We start from the raw sequence: 20,395 nt of genomic DNA, 5'->3' as shown, positions 1-20,395 counted from the left end.
CGGCCGACTACCCGGCCCAGTGCCGCCCGCGAAGCAGCTCCCACGAACGCACGATCCGCTGCGCGCCCAGGCCGTCCACGACGTCACGCCCCGCAGCCGCCCAGCTGCTGCCGCCGATCAGCTCGGCGACGTGGGCCCCGAGCTTCTGCGTGGCCCGCTCTGGATCGTCCCGGACTTCGCGAATGGTGCCGATCCCGCGGGCGAGGCCGCGGCGAAGCATCGCCTCGTACCCGATGAACTGGTTGTCGACGACCGGGATGACGACGGCGGGGACACCGATGCAGGCGAGTTCCCACGCCGTCGTGCTCGCCGCGCTGACGACCAGTTGGGCCGCCGCAGCGAGGGCCGGGAAATCCGCGGATGGTTCCACCAGGTGCACCGAGGGCCCGGCGGCGGCCCGCACGCCGTCCCAGCCGGACGTCGGAGCGACGACGGTGACGCTCCTCACCCCCGCGGTCCGCGCGCACACTGCGGCCACGACGGCCGCCGACCCCGTGGCGTCCGAACCGCCCAGGACGACGACGACCTCGATGCCGCCTTCGGTCGGCGCGACAGGCGCCTCGTCGCGCTGCTGCCGAGCGCGTCGGATCCCCTCACGCATCGGCGCGAATTCGATTCCCCGGAGCAGAATGCTGCTCCCATCGGCCGGTCTGTGCGTCGATTCCGCGTCGATCGTCGAATCGATCGCCACGTCGGCCGTTCGTCGCCCGAACGGGCCGTCCTCCATCGACGAGAGCACGGCTCCGCTGCGGCGGACCTCCTGCAGGGCATCGCCGTCTTCGTCGTAGTCGTCGACGTGAACGACGTCGGCGCCGTAGCGGGTCACGAGCTCGCCGCGCCCGCGCGGCACGGGCACGACCTCCACGGATGCGTCGGCGACGAGTCGGCGGCCGAACGGCGACGTCACGTCGCCGGCGATCAGCGCCGACCACCCAGCCTGCCGAGCAGCATCCGCGACCGAGATGCCGCGGACCAGATGTCCCAGGCCGCCCTCAGGAGTGCCGTCGCACCGAACGACGACCGTCTTCATCCCTCGGCCAGTTGTTTCTGCTGGACGCCCGCGTTCAGCGCGGTGACGTCCGGGCGCGCCCGAAGGAACGCGACGACGTCGGCCCACGCGGGTGCGGCGTCTCCGAGCTCGGCGACGATGCTCTCGATAGCGGCGGCATCCTCAGCCGTGTCGAGGGTGACACGCAGGTCGTTGGCCGGAGGGGACACCACGATGCCCATCGTGCGGAACTGGCGCTCGCTCGCGTAGAGGTACGAGGTCACGTGGGTTCTGTGGTGGTCGCGCGCCTCGGCATCCGCCACGGCGAGCGCAGACGCCGAGGCGATTTCGACGTCGAGGCCGCGCGGAAGCGTGCGCACGAGCGTCGACGACACCCAGTCCAGGTTCGAGTCCGAGCGCCAGAGCGCCACGATCTTGGAGATCAGAGTGGGATCGACGAGCGGGCAGTCGGCCGTGAGCCGCACGATCGCGTCGGCGCCCGTCTCGGCGCGGGCCTGCACGAAGCGAGAGAGCACATCGTCCTCGCTGCCGCGGACCACGTGGACGCCGAGCTCTGCGCCGAGCTCGGCAATCGCATCGTCGCCCGGTGCGGTCGACGTCGCGATGACGACGTCATCGATTCCCTCGGCGGCGCGGGCCGCCCGCACCATCCACCCGAGGACCGGTCTGCCACCGAGTGACCGGAGCACCTTTCCGGGGAGCCGAGAGGACCCCATTCTCGCCTGGATCACGGCTACAACGTGTGCTTCAGTCACTATGAAATAATGACACCTACCGCCGCCGAGGCTTCCCGGCGGCGACTGCATGTCAGACGACTACGGAAATGAGCTGAATGTCGCTCTTCAACGGTGCTTCGATCCTGGTGACTGGTGGAACCGGCTCCTTCGGCAAGGCATTTCTTCGCGAGGTGCTCGACAACCACAATCCCCGCCGCATCGTGGTCTATTCGCGCGACGAGCTCAAGCAGTACGAGGTGCGCAATCTCTTCAACAACGACCCGCGCCTGCGCTGGTTCATCGGCGACATCCGCGACGAGCGTCGTCTCGCCCGCGCACTGCACGGTGTCGACTACGTCGTCCACGCCGCAGCGCTGAAGCAGGTCGACACCGCGGAGTACAACCCGTTCGAGTTCGTCAAGACGAACGTGCTCGGCAGCCAGAACGTCATCGAGGCGTCGATCGACGCCGGCGTGAAGAAGGTCGTCGCACTCTCGACCGACAAGGCCTCGAGCCCGATCAACCTGTACGGTGCGACGAAGCTGACCGCCGACAAACTCTTCATCACCGGGAACCACTACGCGGCCGCCTACCCGACGCGCTTCGCCGTCGTTCGGTACGGCAATGTCATGGGCTCCCGCGGCTCGGTCATTCCGTTCTTCCGCAAGCTCGGCGAAGAGGGCAAGCCGCTTCCCATCACCGACCTGCGCTGCACCCGATTCTTCATCACGCTGCCGCAAGCCGTGCAGATGGTCATCGACACCTTCGACCTCATGCAGGGCGGCGAGCTCCTCGTTCCGCGCATCCCGTCGATGAAGGTCACCGACCTCGCGCACGCGGTCGTGCCCGGCGCGGAGCTCACCGACGTCGGCCTTCGCCCGGGCGAGAAGCTCCACGAAGAGATGATCAGTCCCGAGGAGGGGCGCCGCGCCGTCGTCATCCGCGACGGCAAGTACTTCATCATTCAGCCCGACCTCGCGACGTGGGGCTATCGGGCGCCCGAAGGAAGCGTGCCGGTCGAAGACGGATTCTCGTACCGTTCCAACATGAACGACCAGTGGTACACGCAGCAGCAGATCGCCGACATCGTCAACGGCGGCCTCTGAGATGGCGATGCTCCCGTACGGCCGTCAGTCCATCGATGACGACGACGTCGCCGCCGCCACCGCCGTTCTGCGCAGCGACTGGCTGACGACGGGCCCTGAGGTCGACCGGTTCGAGGCCGCGGTAGCCGCGCGTGCCGGCGTGGCGCACGCCGTCTCGGTCACCTCGGGCACCGCCGCGCTCCACGTCGCCTACGCCGCCGCGGGCATCACGTCCGGCGACGAGGTCGTCACGACGCCGCTCACCTTCGTCGCCACCGCGGCGGGGGCCGCGCTGCACGGCGCGAAGATCGTGTTCGCTGACGTCGACGCGCGCACCGGCAACCTCGACCCGGCCGCCGCCGAGGCCGCGGTGACCGACCGCACGCGGGTCGTCGCCGCCGTCGACTATGCGGGCGTGCCCGTCGACGCGGCCGCCTTTCGGGACCTGGGCGCCCGAAAAGGCATCCTCTTCCTCGAGGACGCCGCGCACTCGATCGGCTCGACACTCGACGGCGTGCCGGTGGGGTCGCTCGCCGACATCACGACGTATTCGTTCTTCCCGACGAAGAATCTCACCACGGCGGAAGGCGGCGCCGTCGTGACCGCGTCGGACGAGCTGGCGACCCGTGCGCGGGCTTTCAAGAATCACGGCCTCGTGCGTGACAAGGCGCTGCAGCGCTATCCCGACGAGGGTCCGTGGCACCAGGAGGTGCACAGCTTCGGGCTGAACTATCGGTTGCCCGACGTGCTCGCAGCGCTCGGCACCTCACAGCTGACGCGCCTCGATGCGTTCGTGGCACGCCGCGCTGAGGTCAAGGCGAGCTACGACACCGCCTTCGCGGGTATCGACGGGGTCGACACCCCGTTCGTGCCCGCGGGTGCTTCGCCGGCCTTCCATCTCTACCCGCTGCGCGTGCCTGCCGACCGGCGTCGCGAGATCTTCGAGTCGCTGCGCGAGCAGGGCATCGGGGTTCAGGTGAACTACATCCCCGCGTACTGGCACCCGGTGTTCGAAGATCTCGGCTACCAGCGCGGTCAGTGCCCCGTTGCGGAGGACTACTACCGCCGCGAGATCTCGCTGCCCATGTTCCCCGGCCTGACGGACGGCGACGTCGAGCGCGTGATCGAGGCCGTGAGCCACGCGATCGGCGTCTAGCGGCCGCGGCTGCGGCCACGGCTGAGACGCGCCGTCGCACACCCATGGACATCCAGAACCACTACTACGGACACAGCGCGGCATTAGCCCTGCACGCCGGGTTGCCGTCGATCCGTCACATCGACGGGCTGGTGCAGCACGGGTGGACGGTCTACTCGCCGTCCCTCGTGCACTTCGCGGACTTCGCCCGCCTGCCCCGCACCGCCCGTCGCCTCGTGTGGAGCCATGCCGCGCGGGGGTGGGACGCAGCACGCGACCCGTTCCCCACCACGGCGATCGGTGCACCGTTTCTCTACTTGAGCGCGCTCACCGCAGGGTCCCGAGTCGAGCGGAGTGACCGGGCCGTCGTGTTCCCGGTTCACGACACCAGACTGGTCAAGATCGGGGGCGACGATCAGGCATTCGCCCGCGAGCTCGCCGGACGGGAAGGGCCGAGCGTCATCTGCCTGCACCCCGAAGACCTCGACCAGCCCGAGAAGCGACGGGTCTGGACGCAGTTCGGGCACACCGTTGTCAGCGCCGGATCGCGCCGAGATCCGTTGTTCCTCGGCCGCGTCCTGAAGCTCGTCCGATCCAGCCGGCGCGTCGTGTCCAACCTGCTTTCCACGGCCGTCGTCTACGCAGCGGCGGAAGGCACCGACACGGCGATCTATGGGCCTGAGGTGTCCCTCGGAGACCTCGGCTCGGAGGTCGCGCAGCGCACTCGAGCGCTCTGGCCCGAGTTCCACGAAGCGGTTGCGGCAGGCATCCGTCAGCGCATCGCCTTAGCCGAGCTCGGCCAGTCGCACCTGCTCGAGCCCGCGGCGCTTCGCGAGGCCCTGGGGTGGGATCATCACTCGCCCGGCCCGCTCCTCAACTATTGGGCGGGTGCACCGGTTCGAAAGGCCGGCGCCGTGCTCGGCCTGGTGCAGCGACCGGCTGGCGCGCAGGATGCCGGGTCCTCGGCGGACCCGCTGGCGTTTCTCCGCCATCCGATGAGCCATCTGCCGGGCAGGCTGCCTGCGCTCCCCCGCGGCGACGAGTTGCTGGCTGACCCGCTCGTGCCGGCGACGAGCTCTTAGTGAAGCCTGCACGCCCGCCGCGCGTGCCATCGGCAGCCGCGTTGCGTCGACCGGCCCTCGGCGGCTAGCTTTTGCCTGTGCCTGCCGCCCATCACGACGACGCGTCCGCGTCCGTCGCTCAGAGCCATGCGGGAGTTCCCGTCGCTGAGCGCGGCGCCATCCCCGCGGACGTCATCGGCTCCGCCTCGCTCGATAACAAGCAGTACTGGTGGTACACGGTGCGTAGCGAGCTCCTCGAGCGCGTCTTCCGTCGCTACGTGCCCATCGGGGGTCGGGTGCTCGACGTGGGGTCCGCCGACGCGCCGTCGAGTGCGTGGATGGGCGCACTCGCCAACAAGACGTCGATGGACCTCGATCCGCGTGGTCTCGACCTCGAGGCCGGAGACGTCGTCGGCAGTGTGACCGACATCCCGTTCGCCGACCAGACCTTCGACGTGGTCAGCGCGTTCGACGTGATCGAGCACGTCGTAGACGAGCACCGCGCGTTGGACGAGATCTACCGTCTGCTCAAGCCGGGCGGTTACCTCCTCATGGCGGTGCCCACGTATCAGTGGGCGTGGTCGTCGCACGACGTGGCGAGCGGCCACGTGCGCCGGTATGTGAAGGGGCGAGCGATCGACGCGCTGGTCCGAAGCGGCTTCAACGTGGTCAGGACGACGTACGCCTTCGCCGGCGTGTTCCCCTTCTTCGCCGCCGAACGCCTCGGCCGGAAGTTGACCGACGCGATCACCCACAAGTCGTACACCGACGAGAATGCGGTTCCCGTACTGCCGCAGCCGAGCCCCTGGCAGAACCGGCTGCTCCTCGGCGCGAGCAGACTCGACGCCGCCCTGATTGCGCGCACCGACCTGCCATTCGGCTCGTCGTTCTTCGCCGCCGCGCAGAAACCCGCCACTCAGTCCTGAGCACAGGTGGGGTTGCTACGGTCGACACCATGACGACTCTGCGCGCGATCGCCGAAGACGCCGTCGCGCGCCCCTCCGCCGGCATCCGTCTCAGTGGTCTGGCCCGTTATGCCGGCGAGCTGACCCGCGCACTGATCGCCGCCGCACCCCCGGGCTGCGACGTCGAGCTGCTGTTCGCGGCGCGGCGCGGGAACGAGCTGGCGGATGCCACGGCACAGTTCCCGGGAGCGACGCGCAGCACGACCGCTCCGCTTGCCCGCCGCGCGCTGGCTACGGCGTGGGCGACGGGCTCTCGCGTGGGGGCGCCGCACGGACTCATCCACGCTCCGAGCCTGCTCGCCCCGCTCGCACGCCAGGGCCGCAACTCAGCGGCGAAATCGGCCCAGGTGGTCGTCACCGTCCACGACACCATCGCGTGGACCCACCCGGCCTCAATCGGTCGTGCGGAAGCCGACTGGACGAAGCGCATGGCGCGCCGCGCCGCGAGGTTCGCCGATGCGATCGTCGTTCCGACGCATGCGGTCGCCGCCGACCTCGCCGATCGTATCCCGCTCGGCGAGCGCGTTCGGGTCATTCCGGGCGGCATCAGCGCGGCCCTCACGCTGCCCGACGAGCCGGACGTCCGCTCGAGTTGGCTGGGTCTGCCCGAGCGTTTCGTGCTGGCGTCGGGTTCGATGGATCCGCGCACCGGCATCGATGCGCTGATCCGCGCCGCGGCACTGCCCGACTTCCAGTCCACTCCGTTGCTGATCGTCGGCGACGACGCGTGGCGCGGGCGACGCATCACCGAGGCGGCGATGTTCGCGGGTCTTCCCGAGGGCCGGGTGCGCCCGCTCGGCACCGTGTCCGATTCCGATCTCGCGCTGCTGCTCTCGCGCGCGGCCGCGTACGTGGCCCCGAGCCTCGCCGAAGGATTCGGGCTCGGCGCGCTCGAGGCGCTCACCTTCGGCACGCCGCTCGTGCACTCCGACGCGCCGGCGCACCTCGAAGTGGCGGGCGGGGCCGGCATCTCGGTCGCCCGCGCGGATCCCGGCACCACGTACGCCGAGCGTCTCGCGGCCGCCGTCGGCAGCGTCCTCGACGGCACGGCGGACACCGCGGCGCTCACGGTGCTCGGCCGCGACCGCGCGAAGGCGTTCAGCTGGGCGGCGTCGGGCGCCCAGGTCTGGCAGCTGCACGCCGAGCTGTAGGCCGGTTGCGCGGGCGCAGGCTCCGGCACGTGTTCCCGCGCCGAGCCGTCACAGTTCGGCGATCAGCGCCTGGTTCTTCTGCTCCACGAGCTCCTCGAGTTCGCGCGCGTACCCCGCGACCTTCCCGGTGAGCTCGGCATCGCCCGAGGCAAGAATGCGCGCCGCGAACAGACCGGCGTTCGCGGCCCCGTTGATCGCCATCGTCGCCACCGGGATGCCCGCAGGCATCTGCACGATCGACAGCAGCGAGTCGAGACCGTCCAGCCGGGCGAGCTGCACCGGAACGCCGATGACCGGAAGCGTCGTGACCGCGGCGACCATGCCGGGCAGATGCGCGGCGCCACCGGCGCCGGCGATGATGACACGGATGCCTCGCCCGGCGGCCTCTTTCCCGAACGCGACCATCTTGTCGGGCGTGCGATGCGCGGAGACCACCTCGACCTCATACGCGATGCCGAAGCGGTCGAGGCTCTCGGCTGCCGCCTTCATCGTCGGCCAGTCGCTGTCCGACCCCATGATGATGGCGACGGTGGGCGCAGTGCTGATCGGCATGCCCCCATGCTATGGCCGCGCTCACAGCCGGGGTGCGGACAGCCTGCGGTGTGGACAGCCGCCGTGTGGACAGGCTGCGGTGTGGACAGCCACGACGCGCATTGCTCCATTGCGGCACAGTGGCGGCCATGCACACACTGCGGCACACCCTGCTCTCTCCGTTCGGTCACCTCGCGAGCTACCGAGAGCTGACGCGGCACGTGCTGGGCGCTGACACGTCGGCCGCGCCCTTTCGTATCTCGAGCCCCAGCGCAGTCATCCGCCACCCGCGCTCAGATGTGTACGTCTGCGCTCACCTTGATGACGATGCTCTCACTGCCGCCCGAGTCGGTGCGCTGCTCGATTGCGTGACAGTGCTCGCGCGCCACGGCCTGCCCGTCAGTGCCGCTGTTCAGCGACGCGCCGATGGCACCTTCGATGAGCCTGCGGCGGCCGCGGGCGTTGCCGGCGTGCATCTCCGGTTCCGGCCCGGTGACGGCCGCGCCTCGGCTCGCCGATGGGCCGAGCCTCAGGGCGTCCGCGCCCATTGGGCGCGGCGCCGCTACCCCGTTGTGACCCTTGAGGATGCGCGCCACGCCTTCCGTCGCGGATCGCCGATCAGCCGACTCGAACTCCCACTCGAGGAAGCGCTCGCCCAAGCGCTGGGCACGTGTCTCACGTCATCCGAATCGATCGCGGTGTTCGAAGCCCTGTTGGCGCGTGCCGCAACAGCTCACGCCCGGGCGATCGCGTCGCGCTCTGTCCTCAACACGTCGACGACTGTCACGTCGCGCGCCGGCGACGCGCCCAGCCCTTTCCTGCGTTCCGGCAGGAGCGCAGCCGCGGTTCCGGACAAGCTCGCCGGTCTCACCGCCCCTCAGCTGGCCGCCGTGCTCACCAGAGTCTCAGCGCGCGTGCGCGCTCGCCTCGTTCGCGCCGGCCTTCCGCCGGAGGTCGGGGATGCCCTGCGAAGACTGTCATGAGGGAACACTTTCGACACGGAGCCAAAAGTGTTCCCTCATGACAGTGTTTCGGTAGCTACCCGCTCGTGCAGCGCCCGGGTCAGTGGAACAGGGAGGCCACCGCCAAGCCCGGGTCCGGCGAAGAGCGCCGGCGCGCCCAGGTCAGTCGAACAGCGCCGCCGCCGCGCGCGCGTCGGCGAGGACCGAGTCGAGTTCGGAGCCCGCGACGGTGACGTGGCCGACCTTGCGGCCGGGGCGCGATTCCTTGCCGTAGCCGTGGAGCTTCGCCGCCGGGTGCGCGGCGAACGCCTCGGCATAGCGTGACTGCAGGCTCGCGCCGGCCGGGCCGCCAAGGATGTTGATCATGACCGTCCACGCCTCGCGCGGGCGCGTCTCGCCGAGCGGCAGATCCAGCACTGCACGCAGGTGCTGCTCGAACTGGCTGGTGACGGCGCCATCGATGGTCCAGTGGCCGCTGTTGTGCGGGCGCATCGCGAGTTCGTTGACGAGCACGCGCCCGTCGCGCGTCTCGAACAGCTCGACCGCGAGCATGCCTGTCACGCCAACGCCCTCAGCGACCCGCACAGCGATGTCCCGCGCGGCTTGGGCGATGGCGCTGCCGGCGTTCGGCGCGGGCGCGATCACCTCGGCGCAGATGCCGCCCTTCTGCACGGTCTCGACGACCGGGTACGCGACGATCTGTCCGGACGGACGACGCGCGACCTGCTGCGCGAGCTCGCGCACGAAGTCGACGAGCTCCTCGACGATCAACGCGCCGCCGCGGCCGTCTTCGGCGAGCGCGGTGAACCAGTCATCCGCCCCGTTCCTGTCATCTACGATGCGCACGCCCTTGCCGTCATAGCCGCCGCGAGCAGTCTTGACGACGGCGCGGCCCCCGTGCGCGTCGAGGAAGGCCCCGAGCTCGTCAGCGTTCTCGATCGCCGCCCAGTCCGGTGACGGCAGGCCCAGCTCGGTGATCTTCTGGCGCATGAGCAGCTTGTCCTGCGCGTAGAGCAGCGCGTCGGGGCCGGGGTGCACGGGCACGCCCGCGTCGACGAGCGCGCGCAGCACGTGCTGGGGCACGTGCTCATGGTCGAAGGTGATCACGTCGACGGTCTTCGCGAACGCGACAACGGTCTCGAGGTCCCGGTAGTCGCCGACGCCCGTCGCGGCGAGCTCTGCCGACATGCCGGGCGTCTCTTCGAGCACCTTGATCGTCACGCCGAGCTCGACGGCGGGCGGGATCATCATTCGCGCGAGCTGCCCCCCGCCGATCACTCCGACAGTGGTGGCCATGTGATCAACCGCGGGCATGTGATCAGCGCTGTGCATGCGATCAACGCTACCGGGGAGAAGATCTGCGCGACGCGGCTCAGCGACCTGTCCACACCGTCGTCTGGTGCGTGATCGTCGGCGACTGCATCACCTGGCGCTGAGTCGACTGCAGGCTCGCCGCGTTCTCCATCAGGTCATGCAGCGCGACCTGCACTGTGCGCGCCTTCGGCACGTCTCGCATGATGAGCACCGTCTCACCCGAGACCGTGATCCGCAGGTTGCCGGAGCTGAACATCGTCTGCAGCGGACCGCGCGCCAGCTCCACCTCGTAGCCGCGGCTGTGCAGCAGCTCCTGGCGCCGGCGCACGAAGAACCCGCGCCGGATCACGATGCGTCTCGTCGTGATGATGAACCGCCGCGACAGCCACGCGAAATACGGCAGCAGGAAGAACACCAGCGTCCACAGCAGCACCCCGAACAGGATCGCCCCGCGCGCCAGCGGCTGGTCGAAGCGCTCCGCCAGGTACCCGTACCCGAACGCCGCGACGACGAGCGCGACGGACGGCCAGAACAGCTCGCGCGCGTGCGGCCGCAGACGCGCGACGACCCGCTCGGGCGCCGCGACGGAACCCGTCTGGGCCGCCGAGGAGCGGGGGTCGACGGGGCGGGCCATGAGCAATTAATACCGCAGGTGGGTGACGTCGCCAGCGGAGACTGCGGTGGGTCCGGCATCCGTTATCACCATGAGACGTCCAGCGTCGTCGAGGCCCGTCGCGCGGGTGGTGCGAACGGTGCCGTCAGGCAGCTCGAGACGCACATCGCGACCGATCGTCGCGCACTCGCGAGCGATGAGAGAGCGGATGCCTGAGGCATCCGCATCGCCGCCCGCGTTAGCCAGCTCGTAGACGAACGTGTTCAACGCCGTGAGATAGTCGGCGACGAGCGCATCGACGTCGGGGCTCTCGACTCCGGCGAGCAGCAGCGAGGTCGCGGTCGGGGTGGGCAACTCGTCTTCCGGGATCGTCAGGTTGACGCCGGAGCCGACGACGACGCCCGACGCGTCCGGCAGCAGCTCGGCGAGGATCCCGCTGACCTTGCGCCCCTCGATGAGCACGTCGTTCGGCCACTTGAGCTCCGCGCCGTTCACGCCCTGCGCGGCGACCGCGCGCCTCATCGCGGCGCCGGCCAAGAGCGGCAGCCAGCCGAGTGCGCCGATCGGCAGGTTCCCGGGCAGCTGGTCGGGGCGCAGCAGCACCGACATCGCGAGGCTCGTGCCGGGCGGCGCCTGCCACTGCCGGCCGAGACGCCCCTTTCCGGCCGTCTGCTCATCAGCGACCAGCACGGCGAGATGCGGCCACGCGGCCGGGTCGGCGGATGCCTGCTCGAGGAGCTCGGTGTTCGTCGAAGCGACGCGTGCGGCGACGACGAGCCGCGAGGCGACCCGGCGGGCGCGCGGCAGATCAGGAAGCGTCACGGTCCCATTCTTGTAGGAATCCCTCAAGGGGTTCTGCCCGAGGGGCAAAGGTAGGGTGAAACCGTGACCGACGAAGCCACGAACCCCGAGACCTCCGGCCCCGATCTCGCCACGACGGCGGGGCGCATCGCCGACCTGACGAACCGCTACAACGAGGCCGTCACGGTGAAGGAGGAGGCGAGCGCGGCCAAGCAGCACGGCAAGGGCAAGCTGACCGCGCGCGAGCGGATCCTGAACCTGCTCGACCCGGGCACCTTCGTCGAGTTCGACGAGTTCGTGCGCCACCGCTCGACCGGTTTCGGCCTCGAGAACCGCAGGCCCTATGGCGACGCGGTGATCACCGGTGTCGGCGCCGTCAACGGCCGTCAGGTCGCGATCTTCAGCCAGGACTTCACGACCTTCGGCGGCTCGCTCGGCGAGGTCGCCGGCGAGAAGATCATCAAGGTCATGGACCACGCGCTCAAGACGGGCGTGCCGATGATCGGCATCCTCGACTCGGGGGGCGCCCGCATTCAGGAGGGCGTCGTCGCCCTCGGCAAGTACGCCGAGATCTTCCGCCGCAACACCGCGGCGAGCGGCGTGATCCCCCAGATCTCGATCGTCGTCGGACCGGCGGCGGGCGGCGCGGTCTACTCCCCCGCGCTCACCGACTTCGTGATCATGGTCGACAAGACGAGCCACATGTTCGTCACGGGTCCCGACGTGATCAAGACGGTCACCGGCGAGGACGTGGGCTTCGAAGAACTCGGTGGTGCGCTCACTCACAACAAGCTCTCGGGCGTGAGCCACTACCTCGCGCGCGACGAGAGCGACGCGCTCGACTACGCGCGCACCCTGCTCGGCTACCTGCCCGACAACAACCTCACCGATGCGCCGATCTACGACGTCGAGCCCGAACTCGAGATCACCGACCTCGACCGTGAGCTGAACGAGCTCGTGCCCGACTCGCCGAACCAGCCGTACGACGTCATCCAGGTCATCGAGCACATCGTCGACGACGGCGAGTTCCTCGAGATCCAGCCGCTGTTCGCGCCGAACATCGTCATCGGCTTCGGCCGCGTCGAGGGCCGCTCGGTCGGGATCATCGCGAACCAGCCGAACGCCATGGCCGGCACGCTCAACATCGACGCCGGCGAGAAGGCCGCGCGCTTCGTGCGTTTCTGCGACTCGTTCTCCATCCCGATCGTGACGCTGGTCGACGTTCCCGGCTACCTGCCCGGCACCGACCAGGAATGGACCGGCGTCATCCGCCGCGGCGCGAAGCTGCTGTACGCCTACGCCGAGGCCACCGTTCCGCTCGTCACGATCATCACGCGCAAGGCCTATGGCGGCGCATACATCGTGATGGGGTCGAAGCAGCTCGGCGCCGACATCAACCTGGCCTGGCCCACCGCCGAGATCGCGGTCATGGGCGGGCAGGGTGCGGTCAATATCCTGTACCGCGCGCAGATCTCCGACGCGCGCGAGCGCGGCGAAGACGTGCAGGCGCTGCGCCAGAAGCTCGCGAGCGACTACGCCTATGAGGTCGCGTCGCCGTATCTCGCCGCCGAGCGCGGCGCTCTCGACACGGTGATCGAGCCGGCCGCGACGCGGGTGTCGATCATCCGGGCGCTGCGGTCGCTTCGCACGAAACGGTCGTCGATGCCGCCGAAGAAGCACGGGAACATTCCGCTGTGACGGCTCCGGCATTCGATGAGCGCGAGGCGGCTGCGAGCATCCGTTTCGTGACCGAGGGTCTGACGCCCGAGGAGGTCGCCGCCGCGACCGTCGTGCTCACCGCTGCGCTGCGCGAGCAGTCGTTCGCGGCCGGCCCCACTGTCGAGCAGCAGGCGCCGTCAGCGTGGGCCCGATCGGCGCGATCGCTGCGGCAGCCGCTCGTCGGCGGCTGGTGCGGATTCACGGCCGAGGGTCTCTGACCCGGGCCCTGCCCGACCCGAGCGCCGTCCAGGGCCCGCGTGGGACGATTGACGGATGCCTTCGCGCCCCGTTCGCCGCCGTAACCCGCCTCGCGCTGTCGCCCACGACCCCGCCGTCGGCACCGAGGTCGAGCTCGAGACCACGGGCGTCGCGCACGGCGGCATCATGGTCGCCCGGCACGAGGGGCGCGTCGTGTTCGTGGCGGACGCGATCCCCGGCGAGCGGGTGCGCGCCCGCGTCACCGAGGCGAAGTCGAGCTTCTGGCGCGCCGACACGCTCGAGGTGCTGGAGGCGAGCCCGCATCGTCGGGAGCACGTGTGGTCGGAGGCCTCCGTCACGCGCGACCCCGAGGGCCGTGCGGGCGGCGCGGAGTTCGGCCACATCGAGCTCGCCCACCAGCGCGAGCTGAAGCGACAGGTCGCGGCCGACGCGCTCGCGCGCATCGGCCGCATCGACGACGCACCCGACTTCACTGTGCAGGCGCTGCCCGGCGGCGATGACGCGGCCGGTACCGGCTGGCGCACCCGAGTGACACTTCACGTCGCCCCCGACGGCACCGTGGGCCCCTACGCAGCACGCTCGCACACCGTGATCCCGGTCTCCTCGCTGCCACTCGCCGTTCCCGAGCTGGCGGCGATCGCACCGCTCACCGAGAGGCTGGGCGACGCGGCATCCGTCGACCTCATCGCACCCGCTGAGGGCCCTCTTCAGATCGTCACGGCGCGAGACGGCAGCCGGCCCCCGCTCGCCGCGATCACGGAGCGCGTCGGCGACCGCGAGTTCGCGCTCGAGGCGCTCGGATTCTGGCAGGTGCACCGTCTTGCGGCGGCGACGCTCACGGGTGCGGTGCAGCGCGCGATCGATGCGGATGCCTTCGACCCGCGTGCCGCGAACCTCGACCTCTACGGCGGGGTCGGCCTGCTCGCGGCGGCCGTCGGCGATCGCTTCGGGCAGGCGACCCGCATCACGAGCGTGGAGTCGTACGAGTCCGCGACCGATTTCGCGGCGCGCAACCTCGCCGAGTGGGTGGGGGCTCGCGCCGTGACGGGTCGCGTCGAGCAGTGGGTCCGCGGGCGCGCCGAGAACGCGACGGCGACCGAACGGGGCCGCCAGCGCGCCGCGACGATCGTGCTCGACCCGCCGCGGGCCGGCGCGGGAACGGAGGTCGTCGCCGAGCTCGTGAGCACCGAGCCGGCCCAGGTGGTCTACGTGGCCTGCGACCCGGTCGCCTTCGCGCGCGACGCGAAGGCCTTCGCAGCGGCCGGCTACGCCATCCGTTCGCTCGAGGCCTTCGACCTGTTCCCGAACACGCACCACGTCGAGCTCGTGGCCCGCCTGTCACGCGACTAGCCCGTCGTGTGGCCCGTTCTGGCGGCTGGTCCCCCACGGGGCCGGCGCTAGGCTGTGGCCATGGTGACTGTCGCCATCGTCGACGACCACGAGTCGGTGCGCATCGGGCTGCGCGCGTCCTGTGTCGACGCCGGTTTCGTGGTGACCGGTGAGGCCGCCACCGTCGACGCTCTGCTGCCGATGCTCACGACGCATCCCGCCGACATGGTCGTGCTCGATCTTTCACTCGGCGACGGGTCCAGCGTCACCGACAACGTGCGGCGGGTGCGCGAGGCGGGTTCCGCCGTGCTCGTGCACTCGATCGCCGACCGCGTGCAGGCCGTGCGCGAGGCGCTCGCGGCGGGCGCGGCGGGCGTCGTCCCGAAGTCTGCGCCGACGGGTCGCGTCATCGACTCCATCCGTACCGTCGCCGAGGGCGGCGTGCTCAACAACCTCGAATGGGCGAGCGCCATCGACGCCGACAGCGACTTCGCCCGGGCGAAGCTCGGGCAGCGCGAGCGGGACGTCCTGCATCTCTACGCCTCGGGCCTGCCGCTGAAGGCGGTCGCCAGTCAGCTCGGCATCGCGCACTCGACGGCGCGCGAGTACCTCGACCGCATCCGGGTCAAGTACGTCGAGGTGGGCCGCCCGGCACCGACCAAGGTCGACCTGCTCCGCAGGGCCGTCGAAGACGGCATTCTGCCCGGACTCGCCGGCGACGCGAGCAATGTCCAGCTCTGACGAGCCGTTCTCGGCTCTGCCCCCGCCGCCGCGGCATCCGTTCACGGGCGCGCGGATCGAGACGATGGTCTCGCGCGCGATCGTGGGATTCGGCGTCGTGTTCGGCGTGCTTGTGATTCCGCAGCTCCTCGCACAGCAGGTGCAGCTCATGCAGCCGTTCGCGGGCATCCAGGCGGGGCTCGTCTGTGCAGGGCTGCTCGCGGCGGTCGTCACGGCCGCGTTGCGGCGCGGGGTGCGAACCGCGACCAGCGGCTTCGCCGTGCTCTATCTGTTCGTCGTCGTGCTCTGGCCGCTGACGGCGTCGGGCACGCGTGTCGACGGCACGCCGTGGTTGTGGATGCTCTGCACTGTCGCCTCCGCGTACGCGGCAGTCGGCATGCCCACGTGGGTCGCCGCCGCCTACGCGATCATCGCGCCGGCCCTGTTCGGCGTCGTCATGTGGGAGCTCGGCACCTCCGCCCCGACGGACAACGCCGTGCTCGACGCCGTGTACTCCGCGATCGTGGGCAGCGTCATCCTCACCATCGCGACGATGCTTCGCGGGGCCGCGGCCCGGGTTGACGTGGCCCAGCGCGCTGCACTCGACGGCTACGAGCACGGTGTGCGCGAGCACCTCGGCGAAGCGGAGCGGGTCGAGGTCGACGCGCTCGTGCACGACAGCGTGCTGGCGACCCTGCTCGCCGCGGCCGGGGCGCGTACGCCGGATGCCGAGCAGCTCGCGGCGCGCATGGCTCAGGACGCGCTCGGTCACCTTTCGTCGTCGAAGCCGCTGCCGGCACCCCATTCGGCAGAGGTGACGGATGCCTGGACCCTGCTGTCCGGCATCCGTGCCGCGACCGCGCAGACCCTGCACCAGGCCCGCTTCGCGACGCACGGGCTGCTGGCCGCCGCGATTCCGGTGGTCGCGGCCGAGGCGTTGCAGGCCGCGACGGTGCAGGCGATGCTCAACAGCTCGCAGCACGCGGGCGGTCACGAGGTGAGCCGTACCGTCACCATGCGCGGCCTCGGCGACGACGGCGCGGGCGGCGTGCAGATCACGATCGTGGACGACGGCGTCGGCTTCGACATCGCCCGCGTCGGCCCCCGGCGCCTCGGGCTCGCGAACTCGATCGTGGGGCGCATGGAGATCGTCGGCGGCACCGCGGTCATCGAGTCGGCACCCGGGGCCGGCACGAGCATCACGCTGCGGTGGCCTGCCCACCTCGACGGCGCGGGCGAGGCATCCGCTCCCGCCGAGGGCGGGGTGCTCGCATGATCTCACTGTCGCGCACCGCGATCATCTGCCTCGCGATCCTGTTCTCGACCTATCACATCGTGCTCGGCCTCTCGACCCTCGACGTGCCCACGTCCCCGGTGCCGACCATCTGCTCGCTCGTGGCATTCGCCGTCGCGATCACGGTCAGCCTGCTGCGGCCGCGAGTGCGCAGGCTCCCCGTCTGGATCGCTGCATTCGACCTGGCCGTCGCGATCGCGATCCCGCTCGCCGTCTCGAGCCAGCTCGACCCCCACGCCTCCAACGGGTACGCCACGTGGTACATCGCCGCGGTCGGCACGCTTCTCACGATCGTCATGGTGCGCGGCCGCGACGCGTTCGCGTGGGCGGGCGTCGCTTTCCTTCTCCTGCAATCCGTGTGCTGGGGCGGTCTCGGGTCGCTGGGCCCGCTCGGGGTCGTCGGCTCGGCGGTGTGGGTGCTCGCGGCGAACGTGGTGATGTTCGCGGTGCGTTCGACCGCCGACGATGCGGAGCGATTCGCGCAGGTGGAACGTGTGGCGTCCGAATGGCGTGCGGCGTACGACGCGCACGTCGTCGAGCGGCAGCGCAGGCTCTCACACACCTACACGATGGCCGAGCCGCTGCTCACCGAGATCGTGAAGTCCGGTGGCCGGCTGAGTGCGGAGCAGCGCACCGAATGTCTGCTGCTCGAGGCGACGATGCGCGATGAGATCCGCGGGCGCGGGCTGCTCGACGACGCGGTGCGAGCCGCCGTCACCCAGGCGCGGCGGCGCGGGGCGTCCGTCAGCCTGCTCGACGAGGGCGGTCTCGACGAACTCGGCGACGACGCGCGCGGCGCGGTTCTCGGGCGTCTGGCCGAGGCGATCAGCGCGGCGGATGCCGACACCCTCATCGTGCGCTCGGTCCCCCGCGCCGAGGAGGTCGCGGTCACGGTCGTCGGCCTGCGAGCGGCGGGCGGCGACGACGAGGACGACGTGACGCTGTGGCTGGAGATTCGCGGGGCTTAAACCAATTCGGCTCCCGGGGGCGAAGAACTCGCCCGCCGGGAGCCGTGAGCCGGAGTGGTAACCCGAATACCGCTCCGGCTCCCCCCAATGGCATCCGCACGCTTACCCTTTTCGGCGAATGAATCGGACAGGATCTGAAGAAACAGACTCACTGTACGTACTTATAGTCCCCGGCCCCGCCGATCTGCAGTAGTCGGCTCTTAGGGGGACAGAGGGGGACCGAGGGGGGACACCAGGGTCGGCCCCCGTCGACACCTAGGGTGGATCCATGCGCCTGTACCTCGCGTCGACGTCGCCCGCCCGCCTCTGGTTGTTGCGCAACGCCGGCATCGAGCCGGTGGTCGTCCCGTCGCAGGTCGACGAGCCCGCGGCCGTCGCGGCGGCCGAGGCCGGCGGTCCTCCCCTTCCCGCGGCCGAGATGGTGCAGCTGCTCGCGCGGGCGAAAGCCGAGGCGATCCTCGGCCTCGAGCCGGGCGGCGAGCCGATCGACGGCATCGTCGTCGGCTGCGACAGCGCTTTCGAGCTCGACGGCGTCGCGTACGGCAAGCCGCACGAGCCTGCGACCGCCCGCGAGCGCTGGCACGCCCAGCGCGGGCGCACGGGCGTGCTGCACTCGGGGCACTGGGTCGTCGACCATCGGGCGGGAGCGCAGCGGGCCGCCGTCGGGGCCGTGGCCCGCGCATCCGTCACCTTCACGGCGGACATGACGGATGCCGAGATCGATGCCTACGTCGCGACCGGAGAGCCTCTCCACGTTGCGGGCGCCTTCACGATCGACAGCCTCGGCGGCCCGTTCGTCGAGCGCATCGACGGCGACCCGTCGACGGTCGTCGGCATGTCGCTGCCGGTGCTGCGCCGGCTCGTGCGTTCGCTCGACGTCGAGTGGACCAGTCTCTGGAATCGTTCGGGCGCACTCGGCTCCTGAGTGTCCCCCTTGCGGGGTACCGACAAAGCTTTGGCGCCAGTTTTGTTGGCGTCATCCAAATCCGACTTGACTGGCCTTCGTAGGCTGGACGGGTGCCCCGAATCTCCAAAGTCCTGGTAGCCAATCGCGGCGAGATCGCCGTCCGAGTCATCCGAGCCGCCAAGGACGCCCGGCTGGGGTCGGTCGCGGTCTACGCCGATCAGGACAGGGACGCGCTGCACGCCCGCCTCGCCGACGAGGCGTACGCGCTCGGCGGCAGCACGAGCGCCGAGACGTATCTCTCGATCGACAAGCTGCTGTCGATCGCGCGTCGCGCAGGAGCGGACGCCGTGCACCCCGGGTACGGATTCCTCGCCGAGAACGCCGACTTCGCCCGCGCGGTCATCGACGCCGGACTCGTCTGGATCGGGCCGAGACCCGAGGCGATCGAGCGCCTCGGCGACAAGGTCAGCGCGCGGCACGTCGCCGAGCTCGCCGGCGCCCCGATGGCGCCCGGCACCCTGAACCCGGTCGCGACCGCCGACGAGATCATCGCCTTCGCCGACGAGCACGGACTGCCGATCGCCATCAAGGCGGCCTTCGGCGGCGGCGGCCGCGGCATCAAAGTCGCCCGCAGTCGCGAGGAGATCCCCGAGCTCTTCGAGTCGGCCACCCGCGAGGCGGTCGCGTCGTTCGGTCGCGGCGAATGCTTCGTCGAGAAGTTCCTCGACAAGCCGCGCCACGTGGAGACGCAGTGCCTCGCCGATGCGCACGGCAACGTCGTCGTCGTCTCGACCCGAGACTGCTCGGTGCAGCGCCGCCACCAGAAGCTCATCGAGGAAGCGCCCGCGCCGTTCATCACCGACGCGCAGCGCGACGAGCTGTACCGCGCATCGAAGGCCATCCTGAAAGAGGTCGGCTACCTCGGCGCAGGCACCTGCGAATTCATGATCGGCAGCGACGGCACCGTCAGCTTCCTCGAGGTCAACACCCGTCTGCAGGTCGAGCACCCGGTCTCGGAAGAGGTCACCGGGCTCGACCTCGTGCGCGAGCAGTTCCGCATCGCGGAGGGCGGCGTCCTCGACTACGCCGACCCCGAGCCGCGCGGGCACTCGATCGAGTTCCGCATCAACGGCGAGGACCCGGGGCGCAACTTCATGCCCGCCCCGGGGCCTGTGCGCACGTTCGCGGCCCCCTCGGGGCCCGGCGTGCGCGTCGACACCGGCGTGCGCGCAGGCGACGAGATCTCGGGCGCGTTCGACTCGCTGCTCGCGAAGCTCATCGTCACCGGCGCGACGCGCGAGCAGGCCCTCGAGCGCGCCCGCCGTGCCCTCAACGAGTTCGAGGTGGCGGGTCTGCCGACCGTCCTTCCCTTCCACCGCGCGATCGTGCGCGACCCCGCATTCGCCCCCGCGGGCGAGGCGCCCTTCAGCATCTACACGCGCTGGATCGAAACCGAATGGGCCGGCGGCCTCGCCCCGTGGAGCGGAGAGGCGGATTCCGCGCCCCAGACCCCCGACGAGCGCCAGAGCGTCGTCCTCGAGGTCGACGGCAAGCGCGTCGAGGTGACGCTGCCGACGAAGCTTCTGCTCGCCCCCGGCGCCCGCACCGCGGGTCCCGCGCCGAAGCGCGCCGGAACCTCTCGCCGCGGCGGCGCGCCGACGATCTCCGGCAACGCGATCACCGCGCCCATGCAGGCGACGGTCGTGAAGATCGCCGTCGAGGAAGGAGCCGACGTCGTCAAGGGCGACCTCGTCGTCGTGCTCGAGGCCATGAAGATGGAGCAGCCCCTCATCGCCCACAAGGACGGCCGCGTCGAGGGCATCAACGCCGCCGTCGGCGCGACGGTATCGAGCGGCACGCGTCTTCTGAGCATCGTCTAGCGCAGGTCCACGGGCG

General features: G+C 70.5%; 20 protein-coding genes. 14 read left to right on the top strand and 6 right to left on the bottom strand.

All coding sequences use genetic code 11. The annotated features are described in order from the left end of the window. Nucleotides 1–7: 7 nt before the first annotated feature. On the bottom strand, nucleotides 8–1,030 hold the full coding sequence (locus ACFOYW_RS08980) for a hypothetical protein (RefSeq protein WP_390228564.1): 1,023 nt from the start codon (nucleotides 1,028–1,030) through the stop codon (nucleotides 8–10). After that, nucleotides 1,027–1,764, bottom strand: a complete 738-nt coding sequence (locus ACFOYW_RS08975) for a cytidylyltransferase domain-containing protein (RefSeq protein WP_390228563.1) — start codon at nucleotides 1,762–1,764, stop codon at nucleotides 1,027–1,029. The genes ACFOYW_RS08980 and ACFOYW_RS08975 overlap by 4 nt, the downstream gene beginning before the upstream one ends. Before the next feature lie 77 nt (nucleotides 1,765–1,841). On the opposite strand from ACFOYW_RS08975, the gene pseB reads away from it, so the two are divergent. From pseB to ACFOYW_RS08950, 5 genes are all read left to right on the top strand, one after another. Further along, a complete protein-coding gene (pseB, locus tag ACFOYW_RS08970) occupies nucleotides 1,842–2,831 on the top strand; it encodes a UDP-N-acetylglucosamine 4,6-dehydratase (inverting) (protein WP_390228562.1) in 990 nt (329 codons plus the stop codon). A 1-nt stretch (nucleotide 2,832) separates the two neighbouring features. Then, complete coding sequence (gene pseC / locus ACFOYW_RS08965) at nucleotides 2,833–3,966, top strand: UDP-4-amino-4,6-dideoxy-N-acetyl-beta-L-altrosamine transaminase (RefSeq protein WP_390228560.1); 1,134 nt, start codon at nucleotides 2,833–2,835, stop codon at nucleotides 3,964–3,966. A 44-nt stretch (nucleotides 3,967–4,010) separates the two neighbouring features. Next, the gene (locus tag ACFOYW_RS08960; protein ID WP_390228559.1) at nucleotides 4,011–5,027 is read left to right on the top strand and encodes a hypothetical protein; all 1,017 of its coding nucleotides are present in this window, start codon (nucleotides 4,011–4,013) and stop codon (nucleotides 5,025–5,027) included. A 77-nt stretch (nucleotides 5,028–5,104) separates the two neighbouring features. Then, nucleotides 5,105–5,932, top strand: a complete 828-nt coding sequence (locus ACFOYW_RS08955; RefSeq protein ID WP_390228558.1) for a class I SAM-dependent methyltransferase — start codon at nucleotides 5,105–5,107, stop codon at nucleotides 5,930–5,932. A 29-nt stretch (nucleotides 5,933–5,961) separates the two neighbouring features. After that, the gene (locus ACFOYW_RS08950; protein ID WP_390228557.1) at nucleotides 5,962–7,122 is read left to right on the top strand and encodes a glycosyltransferase family 4 protein; all 1,161 of its coding nucleotides are present in this window, start codon (nucleotides 5,962–5,964) and stop codon (nucleotides 7,120–7,122) included. A gap of 48 nt (nucleotides 7,123–7,170) precedes the next feature. Here ACFOYW_RS08950 and purE read toward each other — a convergent pair whose 3' ends face one another. Continuing rightward, nucleotides 7,171–7,674 carry a 5-(carboxyamino)imidazole ribonucleotide mutase gene (purE, locus tag ACFOYW_RS08945; protein WP_390228556.1) on the bottom strand — a complete coding sequence of 168 codons (504 nt, stop codon included), beginning with the start codon at nucleotides 7,672–7,674 and terminating at the stop codon, nucleotides 7,171–7,173. A 128-nt stretch (nucleotides 7,675–7,802) separates the two neighbouring features. On the opposite strand from purE, the gene ACFOYW_RS08940 reads away from it, so the two are divergent. Beyond that, the gene (locus tag ACFOYW_RS08940; RefSeq protein WP_390228555.1) at nucleotides 7,803–8,636 is read left to right on the top strand and encodes a hypothetical protein; all 834 of its coding nucleotides are present in this window, start codon (nucleotides 7,803–7,805) and stop codon (nucleotides 8,634–8,636) included. A 141-nt stretch (nucleotides 8,637–8,777) separates the two neighbouring features. Here ACFOYW_RS08940 and ACFOYW_RS08935 read toward each other — a convergent pair whose 3' ends face one another. The 3 genes from ACFOYW_RS08935 to ACFOYW_RS08925 all read right to left on the bottom strand — a co-directional run bounded on the left by ACFOYW_RS08935 (nucleotide 8,778) and on the right by ACFOYW_RS08925 (nucleotide 11,364). Beyond that, nucleotides 8,778–9,911, bottom strand: coding sequence for a 5-(carboxyamino)imidazole ribonucleotide synthase (locus tag ACFOYW_RS08935; RefSeq protein WP_390228554.1), 1,134 nt, complete (start codon nucleotides 9,909–9,911; stop codon nucleotides 8,778–8,780). A 76-nt stretch (nucleotides 9,912–9,987) separates the two neighbouring features. After that, nucleotides 9,988–10,563 (bottom strand): PH domain-containing protein, encoded by a 576-nt coding sequence (locus ACFOYW_RS08930; protein ID WP_390228553.1) that lies wholly within the window; start codon nucleotides 10,561–10,563, stop codon nucleotides 9,988–9,990. A gap of 6 nt (nucleotides 10,564–10,569) precedes the next feature. Next, nucleotides 10,570–11,364 carry a biotin--[acetyl-CoA-carboxylase] ligase gene (locus tag ACFOYW_RS08925; protein ID WP_390228552.1) on the bottom strand — a complete coding sequence of 265 codons (795 nt, stop codon included), beginning with the start codon at nucleotides 11,362–11,364 and terminating at the stop codon, nucleotides 10,570–10,572. 63 nt (nucleotides 11,365–11,427) lie between these two features. On the opposite strand from ACFOYW_RS08925, the gene ACFOYW_RS08920 reads away from it, so the two are divergent. From ACFOYW_RS08920 to ACFOYW_RS08885, 8 genes are all read left to right on the top strand, one after another. Continuing rightward, nucleotides 11,428–13,041: an acyl-CoA carboxylase subunit beta gene (locus ACFOYW_RS08920; RefSeq protein WP_390228551.1), complete on the top strand. Its 1,614-nt coding sequence runs from the start codon at nucleotides 11,428–11,430 to the stop codon at nucleotides 13,039–13,041. Further along, the gene (locus ACFOYW_RS08915) at nucleotides 13,038–13,280 is read left to right on the top strand and encodes an acyl-CoA carboxylase epsilon subunit (RefSeq protein WP_390228550.1); all 243 of its coding nucleotides are present in this window, start codon (nucleotides 13,038–13,040) and stop codon (nucleotides 13,278–13,280) included. Before ACFOYW_RS08920 ends, ACFOYW_RS08915 begins: the two co-directional genes overlap by 4 nt. Nucleotides 13,281–13,335: 55 nt before the next feature. After that, entirely contained in the window at nucleotides 13,336–14,631 is a 1,296-nt protein-coding gene (locus ACFOYW_RS08910) for a class I SAM-dependent RNA methyltransferase (protein ID WP_390228549.1), read from the top strand. A 60-nt stretch (nucleotides 14,632–14,691) separates the two neighbouring features. After that, nucleotides 14,692–15,351, top strand: a complete 660-nt coding sequence (locus ACFOYW_RS08905; protein ID WP_390228548.1) for a response regulator transcription factor — start codon at nucleotides 14,692–14,694, stop codon at nucleotides 15,349–15,351. After that, entirely contained in the window at nucleotides 15,338–16,606 is a 1,269-nt protein-coding gene (locus tag ACFOYW_RS08900) for a sensor histidine kinase (protein ID WP_390228547.1), read from the top strand. Before ACFOYW_RS08905 ends, ACFOYW_RS08900 begins: the two co-directional genes overlap by 14 nt. Then, the gene (locus ACFOYW_RS08895; RefSeq protein ID WP_390228546.1) at nucleotides 16,603–17,592 is read left to right on the top strand and encodes a hypothetical protein; all 990 of its coding nucleotides are present in this window, start codon (nucleotides 16,603–16,605) and stop codon (nucleotides 17,590–17,592) included. The genes ACFOYW_RS08900 and ACFOYW_RS08895 overlap by 4 nt, the downstream gene beginning before the upstream one ends. Before the next feature lie 268 nt (nucleotides 17,593–17,860). Then, the gene (locus ACFOYW_RS08890; RefSeq protein ID WP_390228545.1) at nucleotides 17,861–18,517 is read left to right on the top strand and encodes a Maf family protein; all 657 of its coding nucleotides are present in this window, start codon (nucleotides 17,861–17,863) and stop codon (nucleotides 18,515–18,517) included. 92 nt (nucleotides 18,518–18,609) lie between these two features. Next, nucleotides 18,610–20,379 carry an acetyl/propionyl/methylcrotonyl-CoA carboxylase subunit alpha gene (locus ACFOYW_RS08885; protein WP_390228544.1) on the top strand — a complete coding sequence of 590 codons (1,770 nt, stop codon included), beginning with the start codon at nucleotides 18,610–18,612 and terminating at the stop codon, nucleotides 20,377–20,379. Nucleotides 20,380–20,395: the final 16 nt, after the last annotated feature.

The sequence above is a fragment of the Gryllotalpicola reticulitermitis genome (genome assembly GCF_042651345.1).
Classification (GTDB): domain Bacteria; phylum Actinomycetota; class Actinomycetes; order Actinomycetales; family Microbacteriaceae; genus Gryllotalpicola; species Gryllotalpicola reticulitermitis.
The sequence above is the reverse complement of the archived record's forward strand: the minus strand, read 5'-3'. Positions and strand labels throughout refer to the sequence as shown.

Bases quoted from the DNA above. Each gene is read 5' to 3' on its own strand.
- ACFOYW_RS08905 (WP_390228548.1), top strand. From the start codon at position 14,692: ATGGTGACTGTCGCCATCGTCGACGACCACGAGTCGGTGCGCATCGGG.
- pseB (WP_390228562.1), top strand. From the start codon at position 1,842: ATGTCGCTCTTCAACGGTGCTTCGATCCTGGTGACTGGTGGAACCGGC.
- purE (WP_390228556.1), bottom strand. From the start codon at position 7,674: ATGCCGATCAGCACTGCGCCCACCGTCGCCATCATCATGGGGTCGGAC.
- ACFOYW_RS08935 (WP_390228554.1), bottom strand. From the start codon at position 9,911: ATGGCCACCACTGTCGGAGTGATCGGCGGGGGGCAGCTCGCGCGAATG.
- ACFOYW_RS08910 (WP_390228549.1), top strand. From the start codon at position 13,336: ATGCCTTCGCGCCCCGTTCGCCGCCGTAACCCGCCTCGCGCTGTCGCC.
- ACFOYW_RS08930 (WP_390228553.1), bottom strand. From the start codon at position 10,563: ATGGCCCGCCCCGTCGACCCCCGCTCCTCGGCGGCCCAGACGGGTTCC.
- ACFOYW_RS08900 (WP_390228547.1), top strand. From the start codon at position 15,338: ATGTCCAGCTCTGACGAGCCGTTCTCGGCTCTGCCCCCGCCGCCGCGG.
- ACFOYW_RS08890 (WP_390228545.1), top strand. From the start codon at position 17,861: ATGCGCCTGTACCTCGCGTCGACGTCGCCCGCCCGCCTCTGGTTGTTG.
- ACFOYW_RS08940 (WP_390228555.1), top strand. From the start codon at position 7,803: ATGCACACACTGCGGCACACCCTGCTCTCTCCGTTCGGTCACCTCGCG.
- pseC (WP_390228560.1), top strand. From the start codon at position 2,833: ATGGCGATGCTCCCGTACGGCCGTCAGTCCATCGATGACGACGACGTC.
- ACFOYW_RS08895 (WP_390228546.1), top strand. From the start codon at position 16,603: ATGATCTCACTGTCGCGCACCGCGATCATCTGCCTCGCGATCCTGTTC.
- ACFOYW_RS08960 (WP_390228559.1), top strand. From the start codon at position 4,011: ATGGACATCCAGAACCACTACTACGGACACAGCGCGGCATTAGCCCTG.
- ACFOYW_RS08980 (WP_390228564.1), bottom strand. From the start codon at position 1,030: ATGAAGACGGTCGTCGTTCGGTGCGACGGCACTCCTGAGGGCGGCCTG.
- ACFOYW_RS08950 (WP_390228557.1), top strand. From the start codon at position 5,962: ATGACGACTCTGCGCGCGATCGCCGAAGACGCCGTCGCGCGCCCCTCC.